Below are 24,020 nucleotides of genomic sequence, written 5' to 3'. Positions count from 1 at the left end.
AAGGTGATGACCGCCGAGGGGTTCCTCGAAGGGCGGCGTCTGCAGATGGCCCGTGGGGTGCTGTTGCAATGCATCATGGGGGGTTATCCACCCGCGCGTTTTTACGGCAGTGACGACGGCGACCTGGCGCTCACTGCCGACCCGCAACAGATTCATCGCCTGCCCTGGAGTTCGCAGCCGCGTGCGCTGGCGATTTGCGATGCGGACGAGCTGAGCGGTGAAAGCTCGCGTCTTTCCACCCGGGGCCAGCTCAAAGAGGTCATCGCGCGGTACGCCGCTCACGGCCTGGCGCCGGTGGTGGCGACCGAGCTGGAGTTTTTCGTGTTTGCTCCCAATACCGACCCGACCCAACCTTTCCAGCCGCCCCTTGGCCTGGACGGTCGTCGCGAGGATGGGCATTCGGCGTTCAGCGTCAGTTCCAACAACGGTTTGCGGCCGTTCTTCAGTGAGGTCTATGCCTGCATGGCGGCATTGGGCTTGCCGCGCGATACCTTCATGCATGAAATGGGCGTCAGTCAGTTCGAGATCAATCTGCTGCACGGTGATCCGCTGTTGCTGGCCGACCAGACATTCCTGTTCAAGCACCTGCTCAAGGAAGTGGCGCTCAAGCATGGTCTGACCGTGGTGTGCATGGCCAAGCCGCTGGCGCACACACCGGGCAGTTCGATGCATATTCACCAGAGCCTGGTGGAGTCGGCCAGCGGGCGTAACGTGTTCAGTGATGAGGCCGGAGAGCCGACCGCGATGTTCCGCCACTTCATTGGCGGGCTGCAGGCGGGGATGGCGGATTTCACTGCGCTGTTCGCACCGAACGTCAATTCCTACCAGCGCCTGTGCCATCCTTACGCGTCGCCGAACAATGCCTGCTGGTCCCATGACAATCGGGCGGCAGGCCTGCGCATTCCGGCCAGTTCGCCGGTGGCGCGGCGGGTCGAGAACCGCTTGCCGGGTGCCGATGCCAACCCGTATCTGGCGATCGCCGCGAGCCTGGCGGCAGGTTTGCACGGTATCGAAAACGAGCTGGAACCGACGCCGGCGATTCAGGGTGAGTTTGCCGTGCCGGACAGTTTATCTCTGCCTTGTACCTTGCATGCCGCTCTTGAGCGTCTGAAACGTAGCCAGTTGGCCAAGGAATTGTTCGGCAATGAGTTCGTCGAAGGTTACGTCGCTTCGAAGACCATGGAGTTGACCAGTTTCTTTGATGAAATAACTCCCTGGGAGCGGCGCGTCTTAGCGGCCCAGGCTTAACCGAACCGTCGCAGTCGGGCTATCGTCCAGATGGCCCGACACTCAATTCAAGGAGCCGCTCGGAACGCCGATGCGCCAAATCTGGAAATCCTTTCGAGCGCTTTATTTCGCCTCGCTGATGATGTTGATCGGCTCGGGCTTACTCAGTACCTACCTGGCGTTGCGCCTGGCCGCCGATCATGTCGACGGGTTATGGGTGGGGGCCTTGATGGCGGCCAACTATTTCGGCCTGGTGCTGGGCGGGAAAATCGGCCACCGCCTGATTGCCCGGGTCGGCCATATCCGTGCGTACGCCACCTGTGCCGGGATCGTCGGTGCGGCGGTGCTGGGGCATGGCTTAGTGGACTGGTTGCCGGCCTGGTTGGTGCTGCGGATGATCGTCGGCCTGGGCATGATGTGCCAGTACATGGTCATCGAAAGCTGGCTCAACGAGCAGGCCGATGCCAAGCAGCGCGGGCTGGTGTTCAGCGGCTACATGATCGCCTCGTATCTGGGGCTGGTCCTGGGGCAGTTGATTCTGGTCATGCATCCGGCCCTCGGGCTTGAGTTGCTGATGCTGGTGGCCCTGTGTTTTGCCCTGTGCCTGGTACCGGTGGCCATGACCCGGCGTATTCACCCGGCGCCTTTGCATCCGGCGCCCATGGAACCGCGCTTCTTTATCAAGCGCGTTCCGCAGTCGCTGAGCACGGTGCTCGGGTCGGGGCTGATTGTCGGTTCGTTCTATGGTCTGGCACCGCTGTATGCCTCCCAGCAGGGCTTGAGTACCGAGCAGGTCGGCCTGTTCATGGGGAGCTGCATTTTTGCCGGGCTGGTAGTGCAGTGGCCATTGGGATGGCTGTCCGACCGTTATGATCGGGCCCTGCTGATTCGCTGCTTTGCCTGCTTCCTGGCAGTCGTGGCCTTGCCGTTGGCGATTCTGCCCCAGGTGCCACTGGAGGTGCTGTTCGCCCTGGGGTTCCTCTGTTCGCTGGTGCAGTTCTGCCTGTACCCGCTGGCGGTGGCGTTCTCCAACGACCATGTCGAAGGCGATCGGCGGGTTTCGCTGACCGCGATGCTGCTGGTGACCTATGGCGTCGGGGCCAGTGTCGGGCCTTTGGTGGCGGGGGTGCTGATGAAGTTGTTCGGCAGCCAGATGCTCTATGCGTTCTTCAGTTTCTTTGCCCTGGTACTGGTCTGGCGCATCCGGCCGAAAGCCGTGACCAACCTGCATCAGGTCGATGATGCGCCGCTGCATCACGTGGCGATGCCGGACAGCATGTCCAGTTCGCCATTGGTGGCCGCGCTCGATCCGCGGGTCGATGAGCAAGTGGTGCAAGATCAGATGCAACAGACCAGCGCGCCGGAAGCCGAGCCTCCGGTCGAGACGCCGGCCACGGATGAGGTTGAGGCTGAGGAGCCGGTAGTGAAGCCGGATGAGCCAGGGCCGGACCAGTTCAGTGGGGCCAGGCCCTAGAAACGAAAAACGGGCAGCCCCGCAAGGGACTGCCCGTTTTTTATCGACGCTCGAATCTCAGAGGTCGTCTTTGTCGAAGCGCCGGGCTTCGCGTTGCAGCTGATAGACAAAGCGCTCGACCTGGCGTTGAACCAGGCCGCTCATGTTATGAAAGCGCACACCGGCGAAAGTCGTGTCGATCTTCTCTTCGTGGTGCAGGTAACGCAGTTCCACTGGCGCAGTCATGCTGCCGAAGGGCAGGGCGGCGATAAAACGCTCGTAGACCTGGCCCAGTTGCAGGCGGCTGGAGATGTCGCCCTCGAAGCGCAACTTGCAACCGGTGGCGGAGATATCCAGCAGCTTGCCGACGATCGGCGCCTTGAGTTTTTCGCCGCCCAGTTCGATGTTGACCAGTTGGGCCAGCTTCAGGGCTGCGCGAAAGGCATTGCGGCGCTGGTGATAGACCACTTCGTCTGGCAGGGTGCCGCGGTAGCATCGCCCACCATTGGATTCGTCGATAGTCGGGATGCCATTGCTTTCCCAGGCGATGCGCACGCCTTCGTGAAAGCCTTCGACGCGAAACGGTTCGCCGGCGAGCATGAAGCGTTCGCCATCGCGGGGGATCATTTCGTCCAGGGCAATCATGTTGCTGTCACGATCGATCTCGACCAGATAGCTTTGAAAGCGCTGGCTGCGTTCATGGAAAGTGATGATCAGCGGGTCATGGCTGTCTTGCAGCAAGCGCAGCGTGGAGTTGATTTCCAAGGGGGTGGTCAGCACCTTGGGTGGCTGCGGCGCATCTTCTGCGTTTACGGCATTGAACACGGTTCATCAATCTCCAGACAAAATACGACTACACGCAAGAGCCAGCATTTTGCCAGCATGTTCCGCGACTTGATAGGGCGCGCTCATCTCTGGGGTCAGGCCTGGCTAAGCGGGCGAGGCTTGGCCAGTTTGGCGGTTGAGCCACGGGCATCATAGAGGGCTGGAGGCTCGCCACCGGTGAGGATTTTCAATTGATTGGCGGTGGTGGCCTGTTGAACCTGGATCGAGCGACCGTTGAGTTCGTTCGCCGCCTGGCAATCGGCAAGCATTTGGGTCAGCACGTCGCTCTGGGCCAGTAACTGGTCGCCGATCGAGGAGTGGCTGGCCAACTGTTCCAGGCCGGCGCGGCTGGCAGGAAGGTTCAGGCTGGCGAGGAGTTCGCTGCGTTTGCGGCCATGCTGCTCGAGCAAAATGATCAGGGCTTGCTTCTGCGCGAGAATCTCTTCCAGCAGCGGCATGTCGCGACCGTGCAGGGCTAGGGATTCGGTGCGCAGCAATTCCAGCAATTGTTGAGCTGGAGCAAAGTCGTCGGTGATCAGTTGCAGCAAATTAGTGTCGTGCATGTATGGCCTTGGGTTTTAAGCGTCCAAAAAACTGGCGCAGGCCTTATTGGCTAGCGCTGGGCTTCGAAATTAAGCAGTTTGCTGGCTACACGGTTGCTGTCGACTTTATAGCTGCCATCGGCAATCGCTTGCTTCAGCTCGGCCACGCGGGCGTTGTCGACGGCAGGCTGGTCGCGCAGCTTGTCAGTGATCTTCTGCAACTGTTGAGCCTCATTACTGAGGTGTACCGACTCCCCGCTGGTGCTGGCCTGTTCGGCCGGAGCGTTCAGCGGCGCGGATTTGTCGGCGTCGCCGGTTTCCTTGCTGGCGCTGGTGCGCGTGCTGCCGGTGAGTGAGGGAGAGCTGTTTAAACGGCTGAAATCGATGGCCATGGTAAAAAAACCTCTGGGTATTTGGACGCTTGACTTGTTTTCGGCAATACGCCGGAAAACTTTAGGCTCAAATATCGATAAGCCCGCACGCGCCGCTGTTGCCCTGCATGGGCCACAGTTTAGGGGGCAACAGTGCACAGCGCCAGTCGTCTACATGGCGACTTCCACCTGTCCCGGCGCGGTGATCCGCGCTTTGATGATCCGTTGTGAATTGAGGTTCTTGACCCGTATCTGCTCGCTCATGCCGCCATTGGACAAGGCTTCGCCGGGCATTTTCACGTTCAGCGTGCCGCTACGGGCAGAGATCACCACCTGATCGCCCTTGCGCACCACTTCCGCCTGTTCCAGGTGAACCAGGGTGACGAGCTGGTCGGCGACCATTGGTCGGACAAGCTTCTGCCCAATGGCCTGGTCCACTGAAGTCAGATAGCCCTGGTTGATCTGGCCGATATCGCGCTCGCGCAGCATTACGTCTTCGGGGCTGATGATGCCGGCGCGCTTGAGTGGCCGGGTGGTGGTCACCACCTCGCGGAACAGCTTGACCTGGGCGGGCACGAATACGGTCCAGGGCGAGGCGCCGTCGCAACGGACGCGAACGGTCACGCGTCCCAGCGGTTGCGCCGGGCTTTCCAGGGTCGCTGTCAATTCCTTGTCGCAGTGCGGCATGCGCAGCCGCGGGTCGAGTTGATTGACCTGGATCTCGTAGCGCCCAGGCGTTTGACTGGTGGCTAAATAGTCTTCTACGGTGAATTCAAGAAACCCCTGAGTGACGCCGATAAGTAGATCAGGCAGGGTTACCGAGTCAGCAACGGCAGGATGGCCAGGGTTTAAAAAAAACAAAGCCGACAGCCCGTACAGCAATCTGCGGTAGTTTGATGTCAGGCGTCGGGAAAATGTCGTTTTGGCGTTCATAACAGTTAAAAAGCAAGCGCCGTGCCGTTTAGCGATGAGCGCGCGTCGGAACTTAAGCTTTGGGGAGTCTGGCATGGCTGGTGTAATGGATTCGGTGAACCAGCGCACGCAACTGGTAGGGCAGAATCGCCTTGAGCTGTTGTTGTTCCGTCTCGACGGGCAGCAGCTCTATGGGATCAACGTGTTCAAGGTTCGGGAGGTGCTGCAATGCCCCAAACTGACGTTGATGCCCAAATCCAGTCCTGTGGTGTGCGGTGTCGCGAATATTCGAGGGGCGACCATTCCGATCCTGGACCTGGCGATGGCCACCGGTTCAGGCGGGTTGCAGGATCTGAGCAACCCCTTTGTCATCATCACTGAGTACAACACCAAGACCCAGGGGTTTCTGGTGCGGTCGGTCGAGCGCATCGTCAACATGAACTGGGAGGAGATCCATCCGCCACCCAAGGGGACGGGGCGCGATCACTACCTGACGGCGGTGACGCGGGTCGACAATCAGTTAGTGGAAATCATCGACGTCGAGAAGGTGCTGGCCGAGGTCGCGCCGACGCCCGAGACCATTTCGGTCGGCGTGGTGGATGTCGAGACTCAGCATAAGGCTGTTTCACTGCGGGTGCTGACGGTCGATGACTCGTCGGTGGCGCGCAAGCAGGTCACGCGTTGCCTGCAGACCGTGGGGGTCGAGGTGGTGGCCTTGAACGACGGCCGACAGGCGCTGGATTACCTGCGCAAGCTGGTCGACGAGGGCAAGAAACCTGAAGAAGAGTTTCTGATGATGATCTCCGACATCGAGATGCCGGAGATGGACGGTTACACCCTCACGGCTGAAATACGCAACGATCCACGCATGCAAAAGCTGCATATCATCCTGCATACTTCGTTGTCAGGTGTATTCAATCAGGCGATGGTGAAGAAGGTCGGTGCCGATGACTTCCTTGCCAAGTTTCGTCCTGATGACCTGGCATCCCGGGTTGTCGACCGGATCAAAGCAGCAGATAACAGCTAGGGATATCCATCCCTGGCGGTCACACGATTTAAGAGGCGGCATCATTGTCTACGGGTAATTTGGATTTCGAACAGTTCCGGGTGTTCCTGGAAAAAGCCTGTGGGATCTTGCTGGGTGAGAACAAGCAATATCTGGTGTCGAGCCGTCTCAACAAACTGATGGAACAGCAAGGCATCAAGTCCCTCGGGGAGCTGGTTCAGCGCATTCAGTCCCAGCCGCGCAGCGGTTTGCGAGAGATGGTGGTCGACGCCATGACCACCAACGAGACCCTATGGTTTCGCGATACCTATCCATTCGAGGTGTTGAAGAACAAGGTCTTGCCGGAGGCGATCAAGGCCAGCCCCAACCAGCGCTTGCGCATCTGGTCGGCGGCCTGTTCCTCAGGGCAGGAACCCTATTCGTTGTCCATGTCGATCGACGAGTTCGAGAAGACCAACATGGGGCAATTGAAGATGGGGGTGCAGATCGTTGCCACCGACCTGTCCGGGACCATGCTGAACAACTGCAAGACCGGCGAGTACGACAGCCTGGCGATCGGTCGCGGTTTGTCGGCCGATCGCTTGCAGCGCTATTTCGACCCCAAGGGGCCGGGGCGCTGGGTGGTCAAGGCGCCGATCAAGAGCCGGGTCGAGTTCCGCTCGTTCAACCTGCTGGACAGCTATGCCAGCCTGGGCAAATTCGATGTCGTGTTCTGCCGTAATGTGCTGATCTACTTCTCCGCCGAGGTGAAGAAGGACATCCTGATGCGCATTCACAGCACCCTGAAGCCGGGTGGTTACCTGTTTCTCGGCGCTTCCGAGGCGCTCAATGGATTGCCCGACCACTACCAGATGGTCCAGTGCAGCCCTGGGATCATTTACCAGGCGAAGTAAGATTGTCGTTGTTGAAAAAGAGAGGCCTTCGGGCCTCTTTTTTTGTGCCCGCAATTGCGCCAGCGCAGGAGAGGCGGCAACCGCTGCATTGCCGCTTTGCTGACGTTTCGCGGAAATGCCTTGCCGCTTTTCTGGCATTGCCGCTTTGCCGCTGCCGGCAAAGCCTTGATTTACGGGCTTTTAGCACTTGGCACGCAGCTTGCTATATCCCGTTTACGAAAAATCTGGTCGAAGGTTTCCCGACATGAGCATCAGCTTCGATAAAGCGCTCGGCATTCATGAGCAGGCTCTTGGCTTTCGCGCCAAGCGTGCCGAGGTGCTGGCCAACAACATCGCCAACGCCGACACCCCGAACTACAAGGCTCGGGATCTGGACTTCTCTGCCGTGCTCGCCGAGCAGAACGAGAAAGCCAAGAACGGCACCTTTGCCCTGAACATGACCAACAGCCGGCACATCGAAGCTGAAGGCCTGGGCAGCGGCGACGAATCGCTGCTGTACCGCACACCGATGCAGCCGTCGATCGACCAGAACACCGTGGATGCCCAACTGGAACAGTCGAACTACGCCGAGAACTCGGTGAACTTCCAGGCCAGCTTCACGCTGCTCAACAGCAAATTCAAAGGGCTGGTGTCAGCCCTGCGCGGAGAGTAATCCATGTCCCTCGCCAGTGTTTTCAATATTGCCGGTAGTGGCATGAGTGCCCAGACCACTCGCTTGAACACCGTCGCCAGTAACATCGCCAACGCCGAGACAGTCTCCTCGAGCATCGACCAGACCTACCGTGCGCGCCATCCGGTATTCGCCACCATGTTCCAGGGCGCGCAAAGCGGTGGCAGCGAGTCGCTGTTCCAGAACCAGGACGCGGCCGGTCAGGGCGTTCAGGTGCTGGGTGTGGTCGAGGACCAGAGCAACCTAGAAGCGCGTTACGAGCCTAACCATCCGGCCGCCGACGCCAAGGGGTATGTCTACTACCCCAACGTCAATGTGGTGGAAGAAATGGCTGACATGATTTCTGCCAGCCGCTCGTTCCAGACCAACGCGGAAATGATGAACACCGCCAAAACCATGATGCAGAAGGTCCTGACCCTCGGTCAGTGATAAGGGGCGACTCAGATGAGTGTTACCGATACCACCAGTGGCCTGACGCTCAAGGAGGTCCTTGCGAACTCCTCGAAGAAGACCCCGACCACCAGCAATGACGGCCTGGCGGCGGCCACCAATAGCGTCAAGGGCAAAAATGAGCTGGGCAAGGACGCGTTCCTGAAGTTGCTGGTGACCCAGCTGAAAAACCAGAACCCGCTGGACCCACAGGACAACAGCGCATTCGTTGCCCAGTTGGCGCAGTTCTCCACCCTGGAAGGGATCACCACCCTCAATACCTCGGTGAACTCCATCACTGGCAACTACAAGTCGTCCCAGGCCCTGCAGGCTTCGTCCCTGGTGGGTCGTTCGGTGATCGTCCAGACCGGTACCACTCAGGTCGACACCACCAAGAGCATGACCGGTTCGGTGACAGTGCCTACCGGAGTCAGCGGCGTCACCGTGACCATCACCGACAAGGATGGCAAAACGGTCAAGACCCTCGACCTGGGAAGCCAGAAGGCCGGCAGTACCAGCTTTGTCTGGGACGGCACCAAGACCGACGGCACCAAGGCCGATCCGGGCAATTACACCTTCAAGGCCAGCACAAAGATCGATGGCAAGGCGACCGATCTGGTCACCTACCTGCCGGCGACGGTCAACAGCGTCACCATCAGCCAGACCGGCGGTGAGCTGATGTTGAACCTTGCGGGACTGAGCAGCCCCGTGGCGCTCTCCAAAGTTCAAACCATTGGTATCTAGAGCCGACTAACACGGCACAAGGAGTGGAATATGTCTTTTAATATCGGCCTTAGCGGTCTCTATGCTGCCAACAAGCAACTGGACGTGACCGGCAACAACATCGCCAACGTGGCGACCGCCGGCTTCAAATCGTCCCGTGCCGAATTCGCCGACGTCTACTCGGCCACCAAATTGGGCACCGGTAGCAAGACCATAGGTAATGGCGTGCGCCTGGCCAACGTTTCCCAGCAGTTCGGCCAGGGCGACGTGAACAACACCGGCAACGTACTGGACATGGGTATCCAGGGTTCGGGTTTCTTCGTGCTGAGCGACAACGGCTCGCTGACCTACACCCGCGCCGGTACCTTCAAGACTGACAAGGACGGCTACATCACCAACACCGATGGCACTGCCCGCCTGCAAGGCTATGCGGTCGATGCCAATGGCAAGATCGTCAACGGCGTGCTGACCGACTTGCGTATCGACACCTCGAACCTGTCGCCGAAGGCCACCAGCTCGGTGTCCTCGACCATCAACCTGAACTCCACTGCGCCGGTCATTGACCAGAGCGTGACAGGTTTTGCCTTCGATCCGACCAAGGTGGAAACCTACACCAAGCAGTTCAGCACACCGATCTATGACAGCCAGGGCAACGAGCACAAGCTGGACCAGTACATGGTGAAAACCGGTGCCAACACCTGGAAAACCTACACCCTGGTCGATGGTCGTAACCTCGATGGTTCCGCTCCGACCACCACCGGCGCTACGGCTCCAGTCGCATCGACCATGAATTTCGACTCCGCCGGCAAACTGGTTTCGGTCATCACTCCGCCTGCCACTACGCCTAATCCGGGCAACAACCTGACCCTGGCGGGTTGGGTGCCTGGCACTGTGACCAACGGTACGTGGACGGCCAACGGTGCCAGCGCCAATCCCGGCGGCGTGACCATCTCCATGACCAGCACCACTCAGTTCAACGCCGATACCGCGCGTTCGCTGCCGGTGCAGGACGGCTACGCCACTGGCCAGATCACCAACCTGACCATCGACGGCACCGGTACCCTGTTCGCCAACTTCAGCAACAGCCAGAACAAGGCCATCGGCCAGATCTCCCTGGCCAGCTTCACCAACGAACAAGGCTTGCAGCCGGTAGGCGGCACCAGCTGGAGAGAAACCTACGCTTCGGGCGTACCGGGTTACGATGCTCCACAAACCGGTACCCTGGGTTCGATCATGTCCAACTCCCTGGAAGAGTCGAACGTCAACCTGACCAACGAACTTGTGGACCTGATCAAGGCCCAGAGCAACTACCAGGCGAACGCCAAGACCATCTCCACCCAGAGCACCATCATGCAGACCATTATTCAGATGACCTGATAATGGCTGGCTGACAGCGCTCGAAAAAAGCCCCTCACCGTAGGGGCTTTTTTGTGCCTGCAAGATTCATCGGCCGTGGCCTGCTTCTGTAGGAGCGAAGCTTGCTCGCGATGAGGGATATGGCATGCGGAGGAGGTGTATCGGTCCTGCTGCGGCTGCCTGGCCCGCAGGGCTGTATTCGGCGGGTTCATTCCCGCGAAGCTGGCGATGGGGGCTTCTGGCAAATCGCGTGCAGCAAGTTGTGGGAGGGCTTCGTCCTCGGGTGCCGTCCGGCGCTGTGGCTTTTCCCAGGCAAAAGAAAACCCCCGGCAGGCCAGGGGCCTGTCGGGGGGTTCGGATAAGCGCCGACAGGCGCCTATCGGCTCAGCTTATTGGCAAGCTTCGCAATCCGGCTCGTCGATGGCGCAAGCCTTCGGCACTGGAGCTGGACCGGCTGGAGCCGCCAGGACCGAGTCGTCTCCGTGGTTGCCGCCGCTGGAAACAGCGTTCAGCTTGCCGGTGTTGATGGTCGACTTCTCGGTGCTGGTCGCGGCCAGGGCACGGAGGTAGTAAGTGGTTTTCAGACCACGGTACCAAGCCATGCGGTAGGTCACGTCGAGCTTCTTGCCCGAAGCACCGGCGATGTAGAGGTTCAGCGACTGAGCCTGGTCGATCCACTTCTGGCGACGGCTGGCGGCGTCGACGATCCACTTGGTTTCCACTTCGAAGGCAGTCGCGTAGAGCTCCTTGAGTTCTTGCGGGATACGCTCGATCTGCTGCACGGAACCGTCGTAGTACTTCAGGTCGTTGATCATGACCGAGTCCCACAGACCGCGAGCCTTGAGGTCGCGAACCAGGTACGGGTTGATCACGGTGAATTCGCCCGACAGGTTCGATTTCACATACAGGTTCTGGTAGGTCGGTTCGATCGACTGCGACACGCCGGTGATGTTGGCGATGGTTGCGGTCGGCGCGATGGCCATGATGTTGGAGTTACGAATACCTTTCTGTACACGGGCGCGCACCGGTGCCCAGTCCAGGGTTTCGTTCAGGTCGACATCGATGTACTTCTGGCCACGGGACTCGATCAGGATCTGTTGCGAATCCAGCGGCAGGATGCCTTTGGACCACAGCGAACCCTGGAACGTCTCGTAGGCGCCACGCTCGTCTGCCAGGTCGCAGGACGCCTGGATCGCGTAGAAGCTCACCGCTTCCATGGACTTGTCGGCGAAGTCGACAGCGGCATCGGAACCGTAAGGGATGTGCTGCAGGTACAGCGCGTCCTGGAAGCCCATGATCCCCAGGCCGACCGGACGGTGCTTGAAGTTGGAGTTCTTCGCCTGCGGTACCGAGTAGTAGTTGATGTCGATCACGTTATCGAGCATGCGTACCGCGGTGTTCACGGTGCGTTGCAGCTTGGCGGTGTCCAGCTTGCCGTCGACGATATGGTTCGGCAGGTTGATCGAGCCCAGGTTGCAAACGGCGATCTCGTCCTTGTTGGTGTTCAAGGTGATCTCGGTGCACAGGTTCGAACTGTGGACCACGCCCACGTGCTGCTGCGGGCTGCGCAGGTTGCACGGGTCCTTGAAGGTCAGCCAAGGGTGGCCGGTTTCGAACAGCATGGACAGCATCTTGCGCCACAGGTCTTTGGCCTGGATGGTCTTGAACAGCTTGATCTTGCCGTATTCGCACAGGGCTTCGTAGTACTCGTAGCGCTCTTCGAAGGCCTTGCCGGTCAGGTCGTGCAGGTCCGGCACTTCCGATGGCGAGAACAGGGTCCACTTGCCGTCGTCGAAGACGCGCTTCATGAACAGGTCAGGAATCCAGTTGGCGGTGTTCATGTCGTGGGTACGACGACGATCGTCACCGGTGTTCTTGCGCAGCTCGATGAACTCTTCGATGTCCATGTGCCAGGTTTCCAGGTAGGCACACACAGCGCCTTTGCGCTTGCCACCCTGGTTCACAGCTACTGCGGTGTCGTTCACCACTTTCAGGAATGGCACGACGCCCTGGGACTTGCCGTTGGTGCCCTTGATGTACGAGCCCAGCGCACGCACTGGAGTCCAGTCGTTGCCCAGGCCGCCGGCGAATTTCGACAGCATGGCGTTGTCGTGGATGGCGCCGTAGATGCCCGACAGGTCGTCCGGCACGGTGGTCAGGTAGCAGCTCGACAGCTGTGGACGCAGGGTGCCGGCGTTGAACAGGGTCGGAGTCGAAGCCATGTAGTCGAAGGACGACAACAGGTTGTAGAACTCGATGGCACGGTCTTCGCGTTGTTTTTCTTCGATCGCCAGGCCCATGGCCACGCGCATGAAGAAGACCTGTGGCAGTTCGAAGCGCACGCCATCCTTGTGGATAAAGTAACGGTCGTACAGGGTCTGCAGGCCCAGGTAGGTGAACTGCTGGTCGCGCTCGTGGTTGATCGCCTTGCCGAGTTTCTCCAGGTCGAATTCGGCCAGCACAGGGTTCAGCAGTTCGAACTCGATACCTTTGGCGACATAGGCCGGCAGTGCCTTGGCGTACAGGTCGGCCATCTCGTGGTGAGTGGCGCTCTCGGCCACTTCCAGGAAGCTCAGGCCTTCGGCGCGCAGGGTGTCCATCAGCAGGCGGGCAGTCACGAACGAGTAATTCGGCTCGCGCTCTACCAGGGTGCGCGCGGTCATCACCAGGGCGGTGTTGACGTCCTTGAGCGCTACGCCGTCGTAGAGGTTTTTCAGGGTTTCGCGCTGGATCAGGTCGCCGTCGACTTCTTCCAGGCCTTCGCAGGCTTCGGTGACGATGGTGTTCAGGCGGCCCATGTCCAGAGGCGCGAAGCTGCCGTCGGTACGGGTGATACGGATCGACGGGTGAGCCTGCACCGGCTCTTCGCCTGGGGTGCGGGTGGCGCGCTCTTTGGCGCGCGAGTCACGGTAGATCACGTAGTCGCGGGCAACTTTCTGCTCGCCGGCGCGCATCAGGGCCAGTTCGACCTGGTCCTGGATCTCTTCGATATGGATGGTGCCGCCCGAAGGCATGCGACGCTTGAAGGTGGCGGTGACCTGCTCGGTCAGGCGAGCGACGGTGTCGTGGATTCGCGACGAAGCGGCAGCGGTGCCGCCTTCAACTGCGAGAAACGCTTTGGTGATGGCGACGGTGATTTTGTCATCGGTGTAAGGAACGACAGTGCCGTTACGCTTGATCACTCGCAGTTGGCCAGGCGCGGTGGCAGACAGATCCAGGTTGGAATCGGCAGCCTGCGGCGCTTTGGCCTGCGGGTTCTCGCGAGTTGTGTCGGTTTGCATGGGTGTCTCCACGTTCTCTATGTTTGTTTGGGCACCCTTTGGGTGCCCACCGTTCCGTCCTGAAGCACTACAACCGGCGCACGCCGGGCATAACGACTTCGGGACAGTTCAGGAAGGGGGGCTGTTGGCGCCGCTTCCATGCCGAAGTCATAGGTCGCGAGCCAGTGGCTCGTGACCGTATTCCTGATGGGTGACAGTCATGTACTGCAACACCCGTACCGTTTTCCTCGCCGTGGGCTGGAAAACCGCAGCCATCCGCATGCGCGGTTTGGCTTCTGAAAATCCGATTGGTTCCACCAAACGAGTGCAAGAAAAGCGCTTGAGTTTCTTGTCTGATTTGTGTTTGGTTTTTGGCCTGAAACCCTAGATGTAGGGTTTTTTTGCAGCCGAGCTACAAGATAATGCGTTTTTGGGGGTGATTGCAACGTACAGCCTGTGGATAAGGTTGTGCGTAAATTGTGTATGAAGCAGGTAAACCTCACGCAGGCCGCAGCAGGGCTGGATCCTACCGTTTGTCACTGTTTTTTACCCTGCAAAACTGCCCGGGGCGGATTTTTGCGGGCGCGAACCCTATCACAAAAAAACGCCTTTACCGAGCGCATTCAGCGCCTTGTGTTCACGGCCTTTGCCGTTGCTACAATCGGGCCTTCCAGACATTGTTTTATCCATCTCACATTACAAAAAGACGGGCGGATTCTTCCTGAGCCCGTATCTGGCAAGCAGAGGTCACCGTGGAGCAAGAAGCGTGGCAGATATTGATCGTCGAGGACGATCAGCGACTGGCCGAGTTGACCTGTGAATATCTGCAGAGCAATGGATTGCGTGTCGCCATCGAAGGCAATGGCGCCCTGGCTGCGGCGCGGATCATTGCCGAACAACCCGATCTGGTGATCCTCGACCTGATGCTGCCCGGCGAGGATGGCCTGAGCATTTGCCGCAAGGTCCGCGATCGCTACGACGGGCCGATCCTGATGCTGACCGCGCGCACCGACGACATGGACCAGATACTGGGGCTGGACACCGGTGCCGACGATTACGTGTGCAAACCGGTCCGTCCGCGCCTGTTGCTGGCCAGGATCCAGGCCCTGCTGCGGCGCAGCGAACCCGTGGAAAGCAGCGCGCCGGAGAAATCCCGGCGCCTGCAATTCGGCCCGCTGGTGGTGGACAGCGCCTTGCGCGAGGCCTGGCTGCACGACGCCGGGATCGAGTTGACCAGCGCCGAGTTCGACCTGCTCTGGCTGCTGGTGGCCAACGCCGGGCGCATTCTGTCCCGCGAGGAAATCTTCACCGCCCTGCGCGGCATCGGCTATGACGGCCAGGACCGCTCCATCGATGTGCGCATTTCGCGGATCCGTCCGAAAATCGGCGACGACCCGGAGCACCCGCGGCTGATCAAGACCATCCGCAGCAAGGGTTATCTGTTCGTCCCCGAAGCCGCTGCCGATCTGTTGCCGTGAATTCCATATTCCTGCGCATCTACGGCGGCATGTGCGCCGCCCTGATTCTGGTGGCGCTGTTGGGCGTACTGGCGCTGCACCTGCTCAACCAGGTGCGTAGCGAGCAATACCGCGAGCGCCTGGCCCACGGTACGTTCTCGCTGATGGCCGACAACCTGCAACCCATGAGCGAAATCGAGCGCCGCCGCGCCCTGGCGGTGTGGGAACGCCTGTTGGGCATCCCGCTGACCCTGCAGACCTTCACCCAGACCGGCCTCGACCTCGGGCAGCGCAACCGCGTTTTGCGCGGCCAGGCCCTGGTGGAGCAGACCGGGCCTTACGCGGCACGGGTCTACCGTCTGGTCAGCGAACCTGAGCAATTGTTGCTGACCGGTGAAGTGCAGCAGATCAGCGAACAACTGGCGCGGGCGACTATCTATCTGCTGGCCGACGAGCTGGTGCGCTTTCCGGTGGCCGAGCAGCCGGAACGCCTGGCGGCACTGAAAAAGAACAAGGGCTTTGGCTTCGACATGCACCTGGTTACCCAGGACGACGCGGACATGGACGAGGACCAGCGTCGCCGGGTTGCCGAGGGCGATACGGTGATGGCGCTGGGCAAGGGCGGCGATTCGATCCGCGTGTTCGCAGGGATGGTGGGCACGCCCTGGGTGCTGGAAATCGGTCCGCTGTACCAGATGAATCCCTACCCGCCGCAATGGCTGGTGTTGATCGCGGTGCTGGGCCTGAGCCTGATCGGCCTGATCGTCTATTTATTGGTACGCCAGCTGGAGCGGCGCTTGCGTGGCCTTGAGTCGGCGGCCACGCGCATTGCCAAGGGCAGCCTGGAAGCCCGGGTGCCGGCCGGTGGCGCCGATTCCGTGGGACGGTTGGCGGCGGCCTTCAACGGCATGGCCGAGCATTTGCAGCGCTTGCTGGCGATCCAGCGCGAGCTGGTGCGCGCGGTGTCCCATGAGTTGCGCACGCCAGTGGCGCGCCTGCGCTTTGGCCTGGAGATGATCGGCTCGGCGACTACCCCACAGGCCCGGGACAAGTACATGGAGGGCATGGACAACGATATCCAGGACCTCGACCGGCTGGTGGACGAAATGCTCACCTATGCGCGGCTGGAGCAGGGTTCGCCGGCGCTGAACTTCCAGCGCATCGACCTGGACGCGCTGATCAACCAGGTGATCAGCGAGCTGGCGCCGTTGCGCGCGCAGGTCAAGGTGCAGCGTGGTTCGTGCCTGTCCGCGGCGGATTGCGATGGCGCCTGGGTCGAGGCCGAGCCGCGCTACCTGCATCGGGCGTTGCAGAACCTGGTGAGCAACGCCATGCGCCACGCCGAGTCGCAGGTGCTGGTCAGTTACCAGGTGGGGCAGATGCGTTGCCGGGTCGATGTCGAGGACGATGGTCCAGGGGTTCCGGAAAGCGCCTGGGAGCGGATCTTCACCCCGTTCCTGCGCCTGGATGACAGCCGTACCCGCGCTTCGGGTGGGCACGGCCTGGGGTTGTCGATCGTGCGGCGGATCATTCACTGGCACGACGGCCGGGCATTGATCAGCAGGAGCAAGACCCTCGGTGGCGCCTGCTTCAGCCTGAGCTGGCCACGGCATCAGGATAAAGGTTGAAGGCTTGCGCTCAGGTTCGTCCGGGCATCAAGCCCGGATGCTGACCAGGCTCAGCAGTTGCCCGTCCTGCAGGGCGAATTGCGCGTCCAGTTCACTGCCATTGCGCCATTCGCTGGACAGGTCGGTCAGCAGGCGCAGGCGGACCTGGCCGCTGGCCGTCCACTCCAGCACTTCGGCATGTTCGAAATAGAAGCGTTGCCGGACGATCGGGTACAGCGCCTTGAACAGGCTTTCCTTCACCGAAAAGGTCAGGGTGACCCAGAGCGCCAGTTGTTCCCGCGGGGCGGCAGCCATGCGCTGCATTTCGGCCGGGATGAGGATTTCCCCCGCCAGGCGTTCCGCCCGTTCGCTGTTGAGCAGGTTCTCCAGGTCCATGCCCAGCCCGCGCCAATGCTCCTTGCGCGCGACAATCGCCGCGGCACGCCCGGTGCTGTGGGTAATCGAGCCGCTGATGTGCGTCGGCCAGACCGGCGCCCGGTCCTCGCCGATCGGCGGAATGCAGTCCAGGCCATCCAGGCGATGCAGGGCGGCGCGGGCGCAGAAACGACCGGCGAGAAACTCGGCCTGCCGTTTCGCCACCGAACGTTGAATGCTCGCGGGCGGCTCGATGGCGCTGCGCTGGAAGTCGTTGCTGGCCAAGCGCGAGGCATCGAAATGGGTGCCGAGCAGGACGGTGTCCGGCAGGGCGTCGGGCAGCGGCCACTGGTCGTCGAGTGGGGTGCAGCAGGCGGGGAGGGTGGGGATGTGATTCATGCCAGGCATTTTGCCGGGTTGTAAGGCTGGAGGGTAGCCTGGCAAGCGTCGGCCTCGATGCCGCCGCCCCGGGAATTGAGGTCTCGGGGCGGTCGACGCGGGGTCAGTCGAACAGCTTTTTGAAAAACTCTCGCATGTCCGCCCATGAGCGTTCATCGGCGGCCTTGCTGTAGCCGATGTCCAGCCCGCCATGTTCGCCGTGGCTCATGCGGTCGGCATCCGGATTGCTGAAGCTGTGCTTGGCGCCCTCGAGGTTGACGAACCGGTAGTCGGCGCCGGCCTTGTCCATTTCTGCCTTGAAGGCGCTGACGTTATCGGCGGTGACCATGCTGTCGAGGGCGCCGTGCTCCACCAGGATTTTCGCCTTGACGCTGCCGGGAGTGGCCGGGGTACTGGTGACCAGGGCGCCATGGAAACTCACCACACCGAGCAGGGGCAGGCCCTGGCGCGCTGCGTCCAGCACCACCTTGCCGCCGAAGCAGTAGCCGATCGCGGCCAGCTTGGCCGGGTCGGTCTGCGGTTGTTTCTTCAGCAGGTCGAGCCCGGCCTTGAAGCGCGCGCTGGCGGCGGCACTGTCTTTCGAGGCGGCCTGCATGAAGGCCATGGCGTCTTTCGGGTGCTCGGTGTTCTTGCCGTCGCCGTACATATCGATGGCCAGGGCGCTGTAACCCAAGGCCGCGAGATCCCGGGCCCGGCGTTTGGCGTAGTCGTTCAGGCCCCACCACTCATGCACCACCACGACGCCGGGACGTGGCCCTTGCAGGCTGTCGTCATAGGCGTAGTAGCCGATGAGCCGGGTACCGTCGGGGCTCTGGTAGGGGATTTCCTGGGTCTTGATGGCTGCCTGGCTCAAGCCGCAGAAAGCCAACAACAAGCAAGCGAAAAGCGCGCGCATGGTCCGTTCTCCTTTTAAAAGACTGCCAGACAGCCTAGTCGATTTGATTCAGCCGAGGTTCAGAGTGTGTTCAGGGGGAGTTCAGGGCGGGGTCGGTAGTCTGGCTCCGTACCCAAAAACACATAGCGAATGAGGAAATACCCATGACTACTTTCAAGAAGATGATCCTGGCCTTCACTGTTCTCGGCGCCAGCGCTGTCGTCCAGGCCGCCGACAGCAACTTCGCCAGCCTTACCTATGGCCAGACCAGCGACAAGGTCAAGAAGTCCAGCCTGCTCAACAGCAACCTGAACAACCCGAACGCCGACGGTGTGATCGGCAAGGACAACACCTGGGGCGTGCGCCTGGGTCAGCAGAATGACCAGCACCGCTACTACGCCACCTACGACAATGTCTCCGGCTCGCACAATGGCATTAAACTGCGCCAGGAAAACCTGCTCGGCAGCTACGATGTGTTCCTGCCGGTGACCAGCAGCACCAAGCTGTTCGGCGGCGGTACCGCGGGCCTGACCAAGCTGACCCAGGATTCCCCAGGCTTCAGCCGCGACAGCGATATCGGTTATGCCGTCGGCGTGCAGGCCGGTGTCCTGCAGCAGGTTTCACAGAACACCTCGGTCGAACTGGGTTACCGTTACCTGCGCAGCAATGCCAGCACCGAGATGAGCGAGCGCAGTGGCAGCAAGCAGGGTTCGCTGAGCCTGACCAGCAGCGCCCAGACCTACCTGTCGGCCAACTACGCTTTCTAAAATATTGTCCTGGTTCTGAGCGCGCCGGATCTGCCAAGGCAAGATCCGGCGTTGCCATATATACGATCAGGGCGCCTGAGCGCCCTTGGAGATGTCGAATTTTGCCTGGGAGAGCTGTATGAAACTGCTCGTCGTTGAAGATGAGGCGCTGCTGCGCCATCACTTGCAAACCCGCCTCACGGACAGCGGCCATGTGGTCGAGTCCGTGGCCAATGCCGAGGAGGCGCTGTATCAGACCGAGCAGTTCAACCATGATCTGGCGGTGATCGACCTGGGCCTGCCGGGCATGGGCGGGCTGGACCTGATCCGCCAGCTGCGCTCGCGGGGCAAGGCGTTTCCGATCCTGATCCTGACGGCACGCGGCAACTGGCAGGACAAGGTCGAAGGGCTGGCCGCCGGCGCCGACGACTATGTGGTCAAGCCCTTCCAGTTCGAGGAGCTGGACGCACGCCTGAATGCGCTGCTGCGTCGCTCCAGCGGGTTCACCCAGTCGACCATCATCGCCGGCCCGCTGCTGCTCGACCTCAATCGCAAGCAGGCCTCGCTCGACGAACAGCCGCTGGCGTTGACCGCCTACGAGTACCGGATTCTCGAGTACCTCATGCGCCACCATCAGCAGGTGGTGGCCAAGGACCGGCTGATGGAGCAGCTGTACCCGGACGATGACGAGCGCGATCCGAACGTGATCGAGGTGCTGGTCGGCCGCCTGCGGCGCAAGCTGGAAGGGCCGTCGGGCTTCAAGCCCATCGATACCGTGCGTGGCCTGGGTTACCTGTTCAACGAGCGCTGCCGATGATCCGATCGTTACGCCTGCGCCTGATGCTGGCGGCCACGACGCTGGCGGTGCTGTTCATGCTGGCGTTGTTGCCGGCCATGCAAGGCGCGTTCAGCCTGGCGCTGCAGGACTCCATCGAGCAGCGCCTGGCCTCCGACGTGACCACGCTGATCTCGGCGGCCCGGGTCGAGAACAATCACCTGCAAATGCCGGCGCAACTGCCGGACGAGCGTTTCAACCTGACCGACAGCCGTCTCCTGGGTTACATCTACGACCGGGAAGGGCGGCTGGTCTGGCGCTCCAAGGCGACCCAGGAAGAGAACATCAACTACAAGCCGCGGTATGACGGGCGCGGCAACGAGTTCGCGCGTATCCGCGAGGTCAACGGCCAGGAGTTTTTCGTCTACGACGTCGAGGTCAAGCTGCTGGGCGGTAAAAGCGCGGCGTTCAGCATCGTCGCCTTGCAGCCGGTGCGTGAGTACCAGTTGACCCTGGAAGGGGTGCGGGAAAACCTCTACCTCGGGTTCGGCGCCGCGTTGCTGGTGCTCCTGGCGCTGCTCTGGCTCGGCCTGACCTGGGGCCTGCAGGCATTGCGCCGGCTGAGCCAGGAGCTGGACGAAATCGAGAGCGGCACCCGGCAAAGCCTCAGCGAAGAACATCCACGCGAACTGCTGCGCCTGACCGGCTCGTTGAACCGCCTGCTGCACAGCGAGCGCGAGCAACGCAGCCGTTATCGCGATTCCCTGGATGACCTGGCCCACAGCCTGAAGACCCCGCTGACGGTGTTGCAAGGGGTCAGCGAGGACATGGCCCTGCGTCCTCAAGACCGCGAACAGGCCTGGGTGCTGCAGACCCAGATCGAACGCATGAGCCAGCAGATCAGCTACCAGCTGCAGCGCGCCAGCCTGCGCAAGAGCGGCCTGGTGCGCCACCAAGTGCGTTTGCGTCCGGTGCTGAAAAGCCTGTGCGACACCCTGGACAAGGTCTACCGCGACAAACAGGTGCGGGTCTCGTTCGATCTGCCGGAGCGCTGCTATGTGCCGATCGAGCATGGAGCCTTGCTCGAATTGCTGGGCAACCTGCTGGAGAACGCCTACCGCCTGTGCCTGAGCGAGGTGCGCATCAGTGTCCGCCAAGACCTCCACGGCGCGCAGTTGTGTGTCGAGGACGACGGGCCGGGCGTGCCGCCGGACCAGCGGGCGCGGATTCTCCAGCGCGGCGAACGGCTGGATCGCCAGCATCCGGGGCAGGGGATCGGCCTGGCGGTGGTCAAGGACATCATCGACAGCTACGGCGCGCAACTGACCCTTGGCGATTCCACCCTGGGCGGGGCCGCGTTCCGCATTCACTTCCCGGCGATTTGATCGGCGCGCTCAGATTTCCTGGGCGCGGTAGGCGCCCGGGGTCAGCCCGGTCCACTTCTTGAACGCGCGGTGAAAGGCCGATGGCTCGGAAAAGCCGGTCTGCTCGGCGATCTGTTGCAACGACAGGTCGGCCCGACGCAGGTGGTAGATGGCGATATCGCGCCGCAACTGATCCTTCAACCCCTGAAAACTCGTGCCTTCTTCGCGCAAGTGCCGGCGCAGGGTCTGCGGGCTGATGTGCAGGTGCTGGGCGATGCTTTCCAGGTCCGGCCAATGGTTGCTGTCGCGGCTGAGCAGGCGGCGCAGCTGGCTGCTCAGACTGTCGCCGTCGTCCGGGCGGGCCAGCAGGTCGGCGGGGGAGCGTTCAAGGAAGTGCTTGAGGGTTCGTTCGTCCTGCAGCAGCGGCATGCTCAGGTAGCGGCTGTGGAACAGCAGGCTGCTGCAGTCGCGGGAAAACATCAGGGGGCAGGGGAACAGCAGGTCGTATTCGTTGCCGTGCTCGGGTTTCGGGTAGCTGAAACAGGCCTGCTCGAGGCGGATGCGCTGGCCGATCAACCAACTGCCGAGGCGATGCCAGATCACCAGCAGGCTCTCGCTGAGGAAATGGTCCGGGTCCCACAGTGCGGCGTCGTCCAGGCTCAGGCGGGTCATGTCCCCTTCGCGCGTCAGGCTCAGCCGCGGTGCCTGGGGGAACAGGCTATAGAACAGCAGGCCGCGCTGCAGGGCCTTTTCCAGGTTGCTGCAGTGGATCAGGGCGTGGCACATCATGGCGAAGGTGCCGCGCTTGCTCGGGCCGTCGCCAAACCCCAGGTACTCGTCGTCCAGGATTTGCCAGAGCTGTTGCAGCAGGCTGGCGAACTGCTCGGGGGCGATACGGGCCTTGGGTTCGTTGAGCAGTTCGAGGCTGATGCCCAGGGTCTGCAGCAGCTCCGAATAGTCGTAGCCCCGTCGGCGCGCCCCGCCCAGGGCGGCGCGGGCGAAATGACTGGCGATGGTGCGTTCGCGCATGAAGGTTGATCCGTCCATTAAGTGGCGGATGTTAACAGCCGACAACGACTGGGCAAGGCGGATATCCGCCAAATTGTAGGACGAGCGTCGGGCGATGGGCGGAAATCCGCCACTTCATGTAGGGGCAGGGAGAGCGAAGGCGAGCGCAAACCCTGATGTCCAAAGGCCTTCAGGGTTTTTTGGCAAGCTGGCACGGGCTTTGCGATAGCGAGCAAGGAGAAGGGAGCAGCGAAAGGTGTTCCCCGCGGTTCTACACAACAAATCCCTCCAGTGCAGGAGGGTTCGCACTTTAGGCGTCGTGTGCATCGATGGATGGTGTGCAACGGTGCTCTTGAGGAACTTTGCAATGACGACTCGTCAGCCACTGTACAAATCCCTGTATTTCCAGGTGATCGTTGCCATCGCCATCGGCATCCTGCTCGGTCACTTCTACCCGCAGACCGGTGTGGCCCTCAAGCCCCTGGGTGACGGGTTCATCAAACTGATCAAGATGGTCATCGCGCCCATCATCTTCTGTACGGTCGTCAGCGGTATCGCGGGCATGCAGAACATGAAATCGGTGGGCAAGACCGGTGGCTACGCGCTGCTGTACTTCGAAATCGTTTCGACCATCGCCCTGCTGATCGGCCTGGTTGTGGTCAACGTGGTGCAGCCGGGCAACGGCATGCACATCGACGTGTCCACCCTGGATGCCTCGAAAGTGGCGGCCTACGTCACCGCCGGCAAGGATCAGAGCATCGTCGGCTTCATCCTCAACGTCATTCCGAACACCATCGTCGGCGCCTTCGCCAACGGCGACATCCTGCAAGTGCTGATGTTCTCGGTGATCTTCGGTTTCGCCCTGCACCGCCTGGGTGCCTATGGCAAGCCGGTGCTGGACTTCATCGACCGTTTCGCCCATGTGATGTTCAACATCATCAACATGATCATGAAGCTCGCGCCGATCGGTGCGCTGGGCGCCATGGCCTTCACCATCGGCGCCTATGGCGTGGGTTCGCTGGTGCAGCTGGGCCAGCTGATGATCTGCTTCTACATCACCTGCGTGCTGTTCGTGCTGGTGGTGCTGGGCGCCATCTGCCGCGCCCACGGTTTCAGCGTGCTGAAGCTGATCCGCTACATCCGTGAAGAACTGCTGATCGTGCTGGGTACTTCCTCCTCGGAATCGGCCCTGCCACGCATGCTGATCAAGATGGAACGCCTGGGCGCGAAGAAATCGGTAGTGGGCCTGGTGATCCCCACCGGTTACTCCTTCAACCTCGACGGTACTTCGATCTACCTGACCATGGCGGCCGTGTTCATCGCCCAGGCGACCGACACCCACATGGACATCACTCACCAGATCACCCTGCTGCTGGTGCTGCTGCTGTCCTCCAAAGGCGCCGCAGGCGTGACCGGTAGCGGCTTCATCGTGCTGGCGGCGACCCTGTCGGCCGTGGGTCACCTGCCGGTGGCCGGCCTGGCGCTGATCCTGGGTATCGACCGTTTCATGTCCGAAGCCCGTGCGCTGACCAACCTGGTGGGTAACGCGGTAGCCACCGTAGTGGTCGCCAAGTGGGTCAAGGAGCTGGACGAAGACCAGTTGCAGGCCGAGCTGGCTTCCGGTGGTCGTGCTATCAGCGACACTCGCGAAGAAGATGACCTGGGCGTTGCCGAAGGCCCAACCCCGACGTCCGTGAAGTAACTTCACCACGTCGATGAAAAACCCGCTGCGGCGGGTTTTTTCATGC

At 61.2% G+C, this 24,020-nt stretch carries 23 protein-coding genes; 15 read left to right on the top strand and 8 right to left on the bottom strand.

Annotated features, from left to right (window positions below):
- Window positions 1-6 precede the first annotated feature (6 nt).
- Together PMI20_RS25545 and PMI20_RS25540 are read left to right on the top strand one after the other, a co-directional pair.
- Window positions 7-1,248 carry a glutamine synthetase family protein gene (locus tag PMI20_RS25545; RefSeq protein WP_177323775.1) on the top strand — a complete coding sequence of 414 codons (1,242 nt, stop codon included), beginning with the start codon at window positions 7-9 and terminating at the stop codon, window positions 1,246-1,248.
- Between the two features lie 70 nt (window positions 1,249-1,318).
- Complete coding sequence (locus tag PMI20_RS25540) at window positions 1,319-2,701, top strand: MFS transporter (RefSeq protein ID WP_007921621.1); 1,383 nt, start codon at window positions 1,319-1,321, stop codon at window positions 2,699-2,701.
- Window positions 2,702-2,758: 57 nt separating this feature from the next.
- Here PMI20_RS25540 and PMI20_RS25535 read toward each other — a convergent pair whose 3' ends face one another.
- The 4 genes from PMI20_RS25535 to flgA all read right to left on the bottom strand — a co-directional run bounded on the left by PMI20_RS25535 (window position 2,759) and on the right by flgA (window position 5,351).
- Window positions 2,759-3,505 (bottom strand): flagellar brake protein, encoded by a 747-nt coding sequence (locus tag PMI20_RS25535; protein ID WP_007921622.1) that lies wholly within the window; start codon window positions 3,503-3,505, stop codon window positions 2,759-2,761.
- Window positions 3,506-3,600: 95 nt separating this feature from the next.
- On the bottom strand, window positions 3,601-4,068 hold the full coding sequence (locus PMI20_RS25530) for a flagella synthesis protein FlgN (RefSeq protein WP_007921623.1): 468 nt from the start codon (window positions 4,066-4,068) through the stop codon (window positions 3,601-3,603).
- Between the two features lie 50 nt (window positions 4,069-4,118).
- On the bottom strand, window positions 4,119-4,439 hold the full coding sequence (flgM, locus tag PMI20_RS25525; protein WP_007921624.1) for a flagellar biosynthesis anti-sigma factor FlgM: 321 nt from the start codon (window positions 4,437-4,439) through the stop codon (window positions 4,119-4,121).
- Window positions 4,440-4,589: 150 nt separating this feature from the next.
- Window positions 4,590-5,351, bottom strand: coding sequence for a flagellar basal body P-ring formation chaperone FlgA (flgA, locus tag PMI20_RS25520; protein ID WP_007921625.1), 762 nt, complete (start codon window positions 5,349-5,351; stop codon window positions 4,590-4,592).
- Window positions 5,352-5,424: 73 nt separating this feature from the next.
- On the opposite strand from flgA, the gene PMI20_RS25515 reads away from it, so the two are divergent.
- The 6 genes from PMI20_RS25515 (at window position 5,425) to flgE (ending at window position 10,428) form a co-directional block, all read left to right on the top strand.
- Window positions 5,425-6,357, top strand: coding sequence for a chemotaxis protein CheV (locus tag PMI20_RS25515; RefSeq protein WP_007921626.1), 933 nt, complete (start codon window positions 5,425-5,427; stop codon window positions 6,355-6,357).
- A 44-nt stretch (window positions 6,358-6,401) separates the two neighbouring features.
- On the top strand, window positions 6,402-7,229 hold the full coding sequence (gene cheR, locus PMI20_RS25510; RefSeq protein ID WP_007921627.1) for a protein-glutamate O-methyltransferase CheR: 828 nt from the start codon (window positions 6,402-6,404) through the stop codon (window positions 7,227-7,229).
- 244 nt (window positions 7,230-7,473) lie between these two features.
- Window positions 7,474-7,881: a flagellar basal body rod protein FlgB gene (gene flgB / locus PMI20_RS25505; protein WP_007921628.1), complete on the top strand. Its 408-nt coding sequence runs from the start codon at window positions 7,474-7,476 to the stop codon at window positions 7,879-7,881.
- Window positions 7,882-7,884: 3 nt separating this feature from the next.
- A complete protein-coding gene (gene flgC / locus PMI20_RS25500) occupies window positions 7,885-8,328 on the top strand; it encodes a flagellar basal body rod protein FlgC (protein WP_007921629.1) in 444 nt (147 codons plus the stop codon).
- Window positions 8,329-8,343: 15 nt separating this feature from the next.
- The gene (gene flgD / locus PMI20_RS25495; protein ID WP_007921630.1) at window positions 8,344-9,072 is read left to right on the top strand and encodes a flagellar hook assembly protein FlgD; all 729 of its coding nucleotides are present in this window, start codon (window positions 8,344-8,346) and stop codon (window positions 9,070-9,072) included.
- A gap of 30 nt (window positions 9,073-9,102) precedes the next feature.
- Window positions 9,103-10,428 carry a flagellar hook protein FlgE gene (gene flgE / locus PMI20_RS25490; protein WP_007921631.1) on the top strand — a complete coding sequence of 442 codons (1,326 nt, stop codon included), beginning with the start codon at window positions 9,103-9,105 and terminating at the stop codon, window positions 10,426-10,428.
- A gap of 368 nt (window positions 10,429-10,796) precedes the next feature.
- Here flgE and PMI20_RS25485 read toward each other — a convergent pair whose 3' ends face one another.
- Complete coding sequence (locus tag PMI20_RS25485) at window positions 10,797-13,688, bottom strand: ribonucleoside-diphosphate reductase subunit alpha (protein ID WP_007921632.1); 2,892 nt, start codon at window positions 13,686-13,688, stop codon at window positions 10,797-10,799.
- A gap of 199 nt (window positions 13,689-13,887) precedes the next feature.
- Between PMI20_RS25485 and PMI20_RS25480 the strand changes: the two genes are divergently transcribed.
- The 3 genes from PMI20_RS25480 to PMI20_RS25470 all read left to right on the top strand — a co-directional run bounded on the left by PMI20_RS25480 (window position 13,888) and on the right by PMI20_RS25470 (window position 16,752).
- Window positions 13,888-14,055 (top strand): hypothetical protein, encoded by a 168-nt coding sequence (locus tag PMI20_RS25480; RefSeq protein ID WP_155738300.1) that lies wholly within the window; start codon window positions 13,888-13,890, stop codon window positions 14,053-14,055.
- Window positions 14,056-14,419: 364 nt separating this feature from the next.
- Window positions 14,420-15,145 carry a winged helix-turn-helix domain-containing protein gene (locus tag PMI20_RS25475; RefSeq protein ID WP_007931765.1) on the top strand — a complete coding sequence of 242 codons (726 nt, stop codon included), beginning with the start codon at window positions 14,420-14,422 and terminating at the stop codon, window positions 15,143-15,145.
- Window positions 15,142-16,752 (top strand): ATP-binding protein, encoded by a 1,611-nt coding sequence (locus PMI20_RS25470; protein WP_007931766.1) that lies wholly within the window; start codon window positions 15,142-15,144, stop codon window positions 16,750-16,752. Before PMI20_RS25475 ends, PMI20_RS25470 begins: the two co-directional genes overlap by 4 nt.
- A 27-nt stretch (window positions 16,753-16,779) precedes the next feature.
- Here PMI20_RS25470 and PMI20_RS25465 read toward each other — a convergent pair whose 3' ends face one another.
- Window positions 16,780-17,505: a 4'-phosphopantetheinyl transferase family protein gene (locus PMI20_RS25465; RefSeq protein ID WP_007931768.1), complete on the bottom strand. Its 726-nt coding sequence runs from the start codon at window positions 17,503-17,505 to the stop codon at window positions 16,780-16,782.
- Window positions 17,506-17,608: 103 nt separating this feature from the next.
- Window positions 17,609-18,400, bottom strand: coding sequence for a dienelactone hydrolase family protein (locus tag PMI20_RS25460; protein ID WP_007931770.1), 792 nt, complete (start codon window positions 18,398-18,400; stop codon window positions 17,609-17,611).
- Window positions 18,401-18,543: 143 nt separating this feature from the next.
- Here PMI20_RS25460 and PMI20_RS25455 point away from each other — a divergent pair, with 143 nt between their 5' ends.
- The 3 genes from PMI20_RS25455 to PMI20_RS25445 all read left to right on the top strand — a co-directional run bounded on the left by PMI20_RS25455 (window position 18,544) and on the right by PMI20_RS25445 (window position 21,285).
- Window positions 18,544-19,146, top strand: coding sequence for a hypothetical protein (locus PMI20_RS25455; RefSeq protein ID WP_007931772.1), 603 nt, complete (start codon window positions 18,544-18,546; stop codon window positions 19,144-19,146).
- A 118-nt stretch (window positions 19,147-19,264) separates the two neighbouring features.
- Window positions 19,265-19,942 carry a response regulator gene (locus PMI20_RS25450; RefSeq protein ID WP_007931776.1) on the top strand — a complete coding sequence of 226 codons (678 nt, stop codon included), beginning with the start codon at window positions 19,265-19,267 and terminating at the stop codon, window positions 19,940-19,942.
- Entirely contained in the window at window positions 19,939-21,285 is a 1,347-nt protein-coding gene (locus PMI20_RS25445; RefSeq protein ID WP_007931779.1) for an ATP-binding protein, read from the top strand. Before PMI20_RS25450 ends, PMI20_RS25445 begins: the two co-directional genes overlap by 4 nt.
- 9 nt (window positions 21,286-21,294) lie before the next feature.
- On the opposite strand, the gene PMI20_RS25440 is transcribed toward PMI20_RS25445, so the two are convergent.
- On the bottom strand, window positions 21,295-22,293 hold the full coding sequence (locus tag PMI20_RS25440; protein ID WP_007931781.1) for an AraC family transcriptional regulator: 999 nt from the start codon (window positions 22,291-22,293) through the stop codon (window positions 21,295-21,297).
- A gap of 346 nt (window positions 22,294-22,639) precedes the next feature.
- Between PMI20_RS25440 and PMI20_RS25435 the strand changes: the two genes are divergently transcribed.
- A complete protein-coding gene (locus PMI20_RS25435; protein WP_007931783.1) occupies window positions 22,640-23,974 on the top strand; it encodes a dicarboxylate/amino acid:cation symporter in 1,335 nt (444 codons plus the stop codon).
- Window positions 23,975-24,020 lie beyond the last annotated feature (46 nt).

It is taken from the genome of Pseudomonas sp. GM17 (assembly GCF_000282175.2).
GTDB classification, from domain to species: Bacteria; Pseudomonadota; Gammaproteobacteria; order Pseudomonadales; family Pseudomonadaceae; genus Aquipseudomonas; species Aquipseudomonas chlororaphis.
This window is presented reverse-complemented; position numbering and strand designations above follow the sequence as displayed.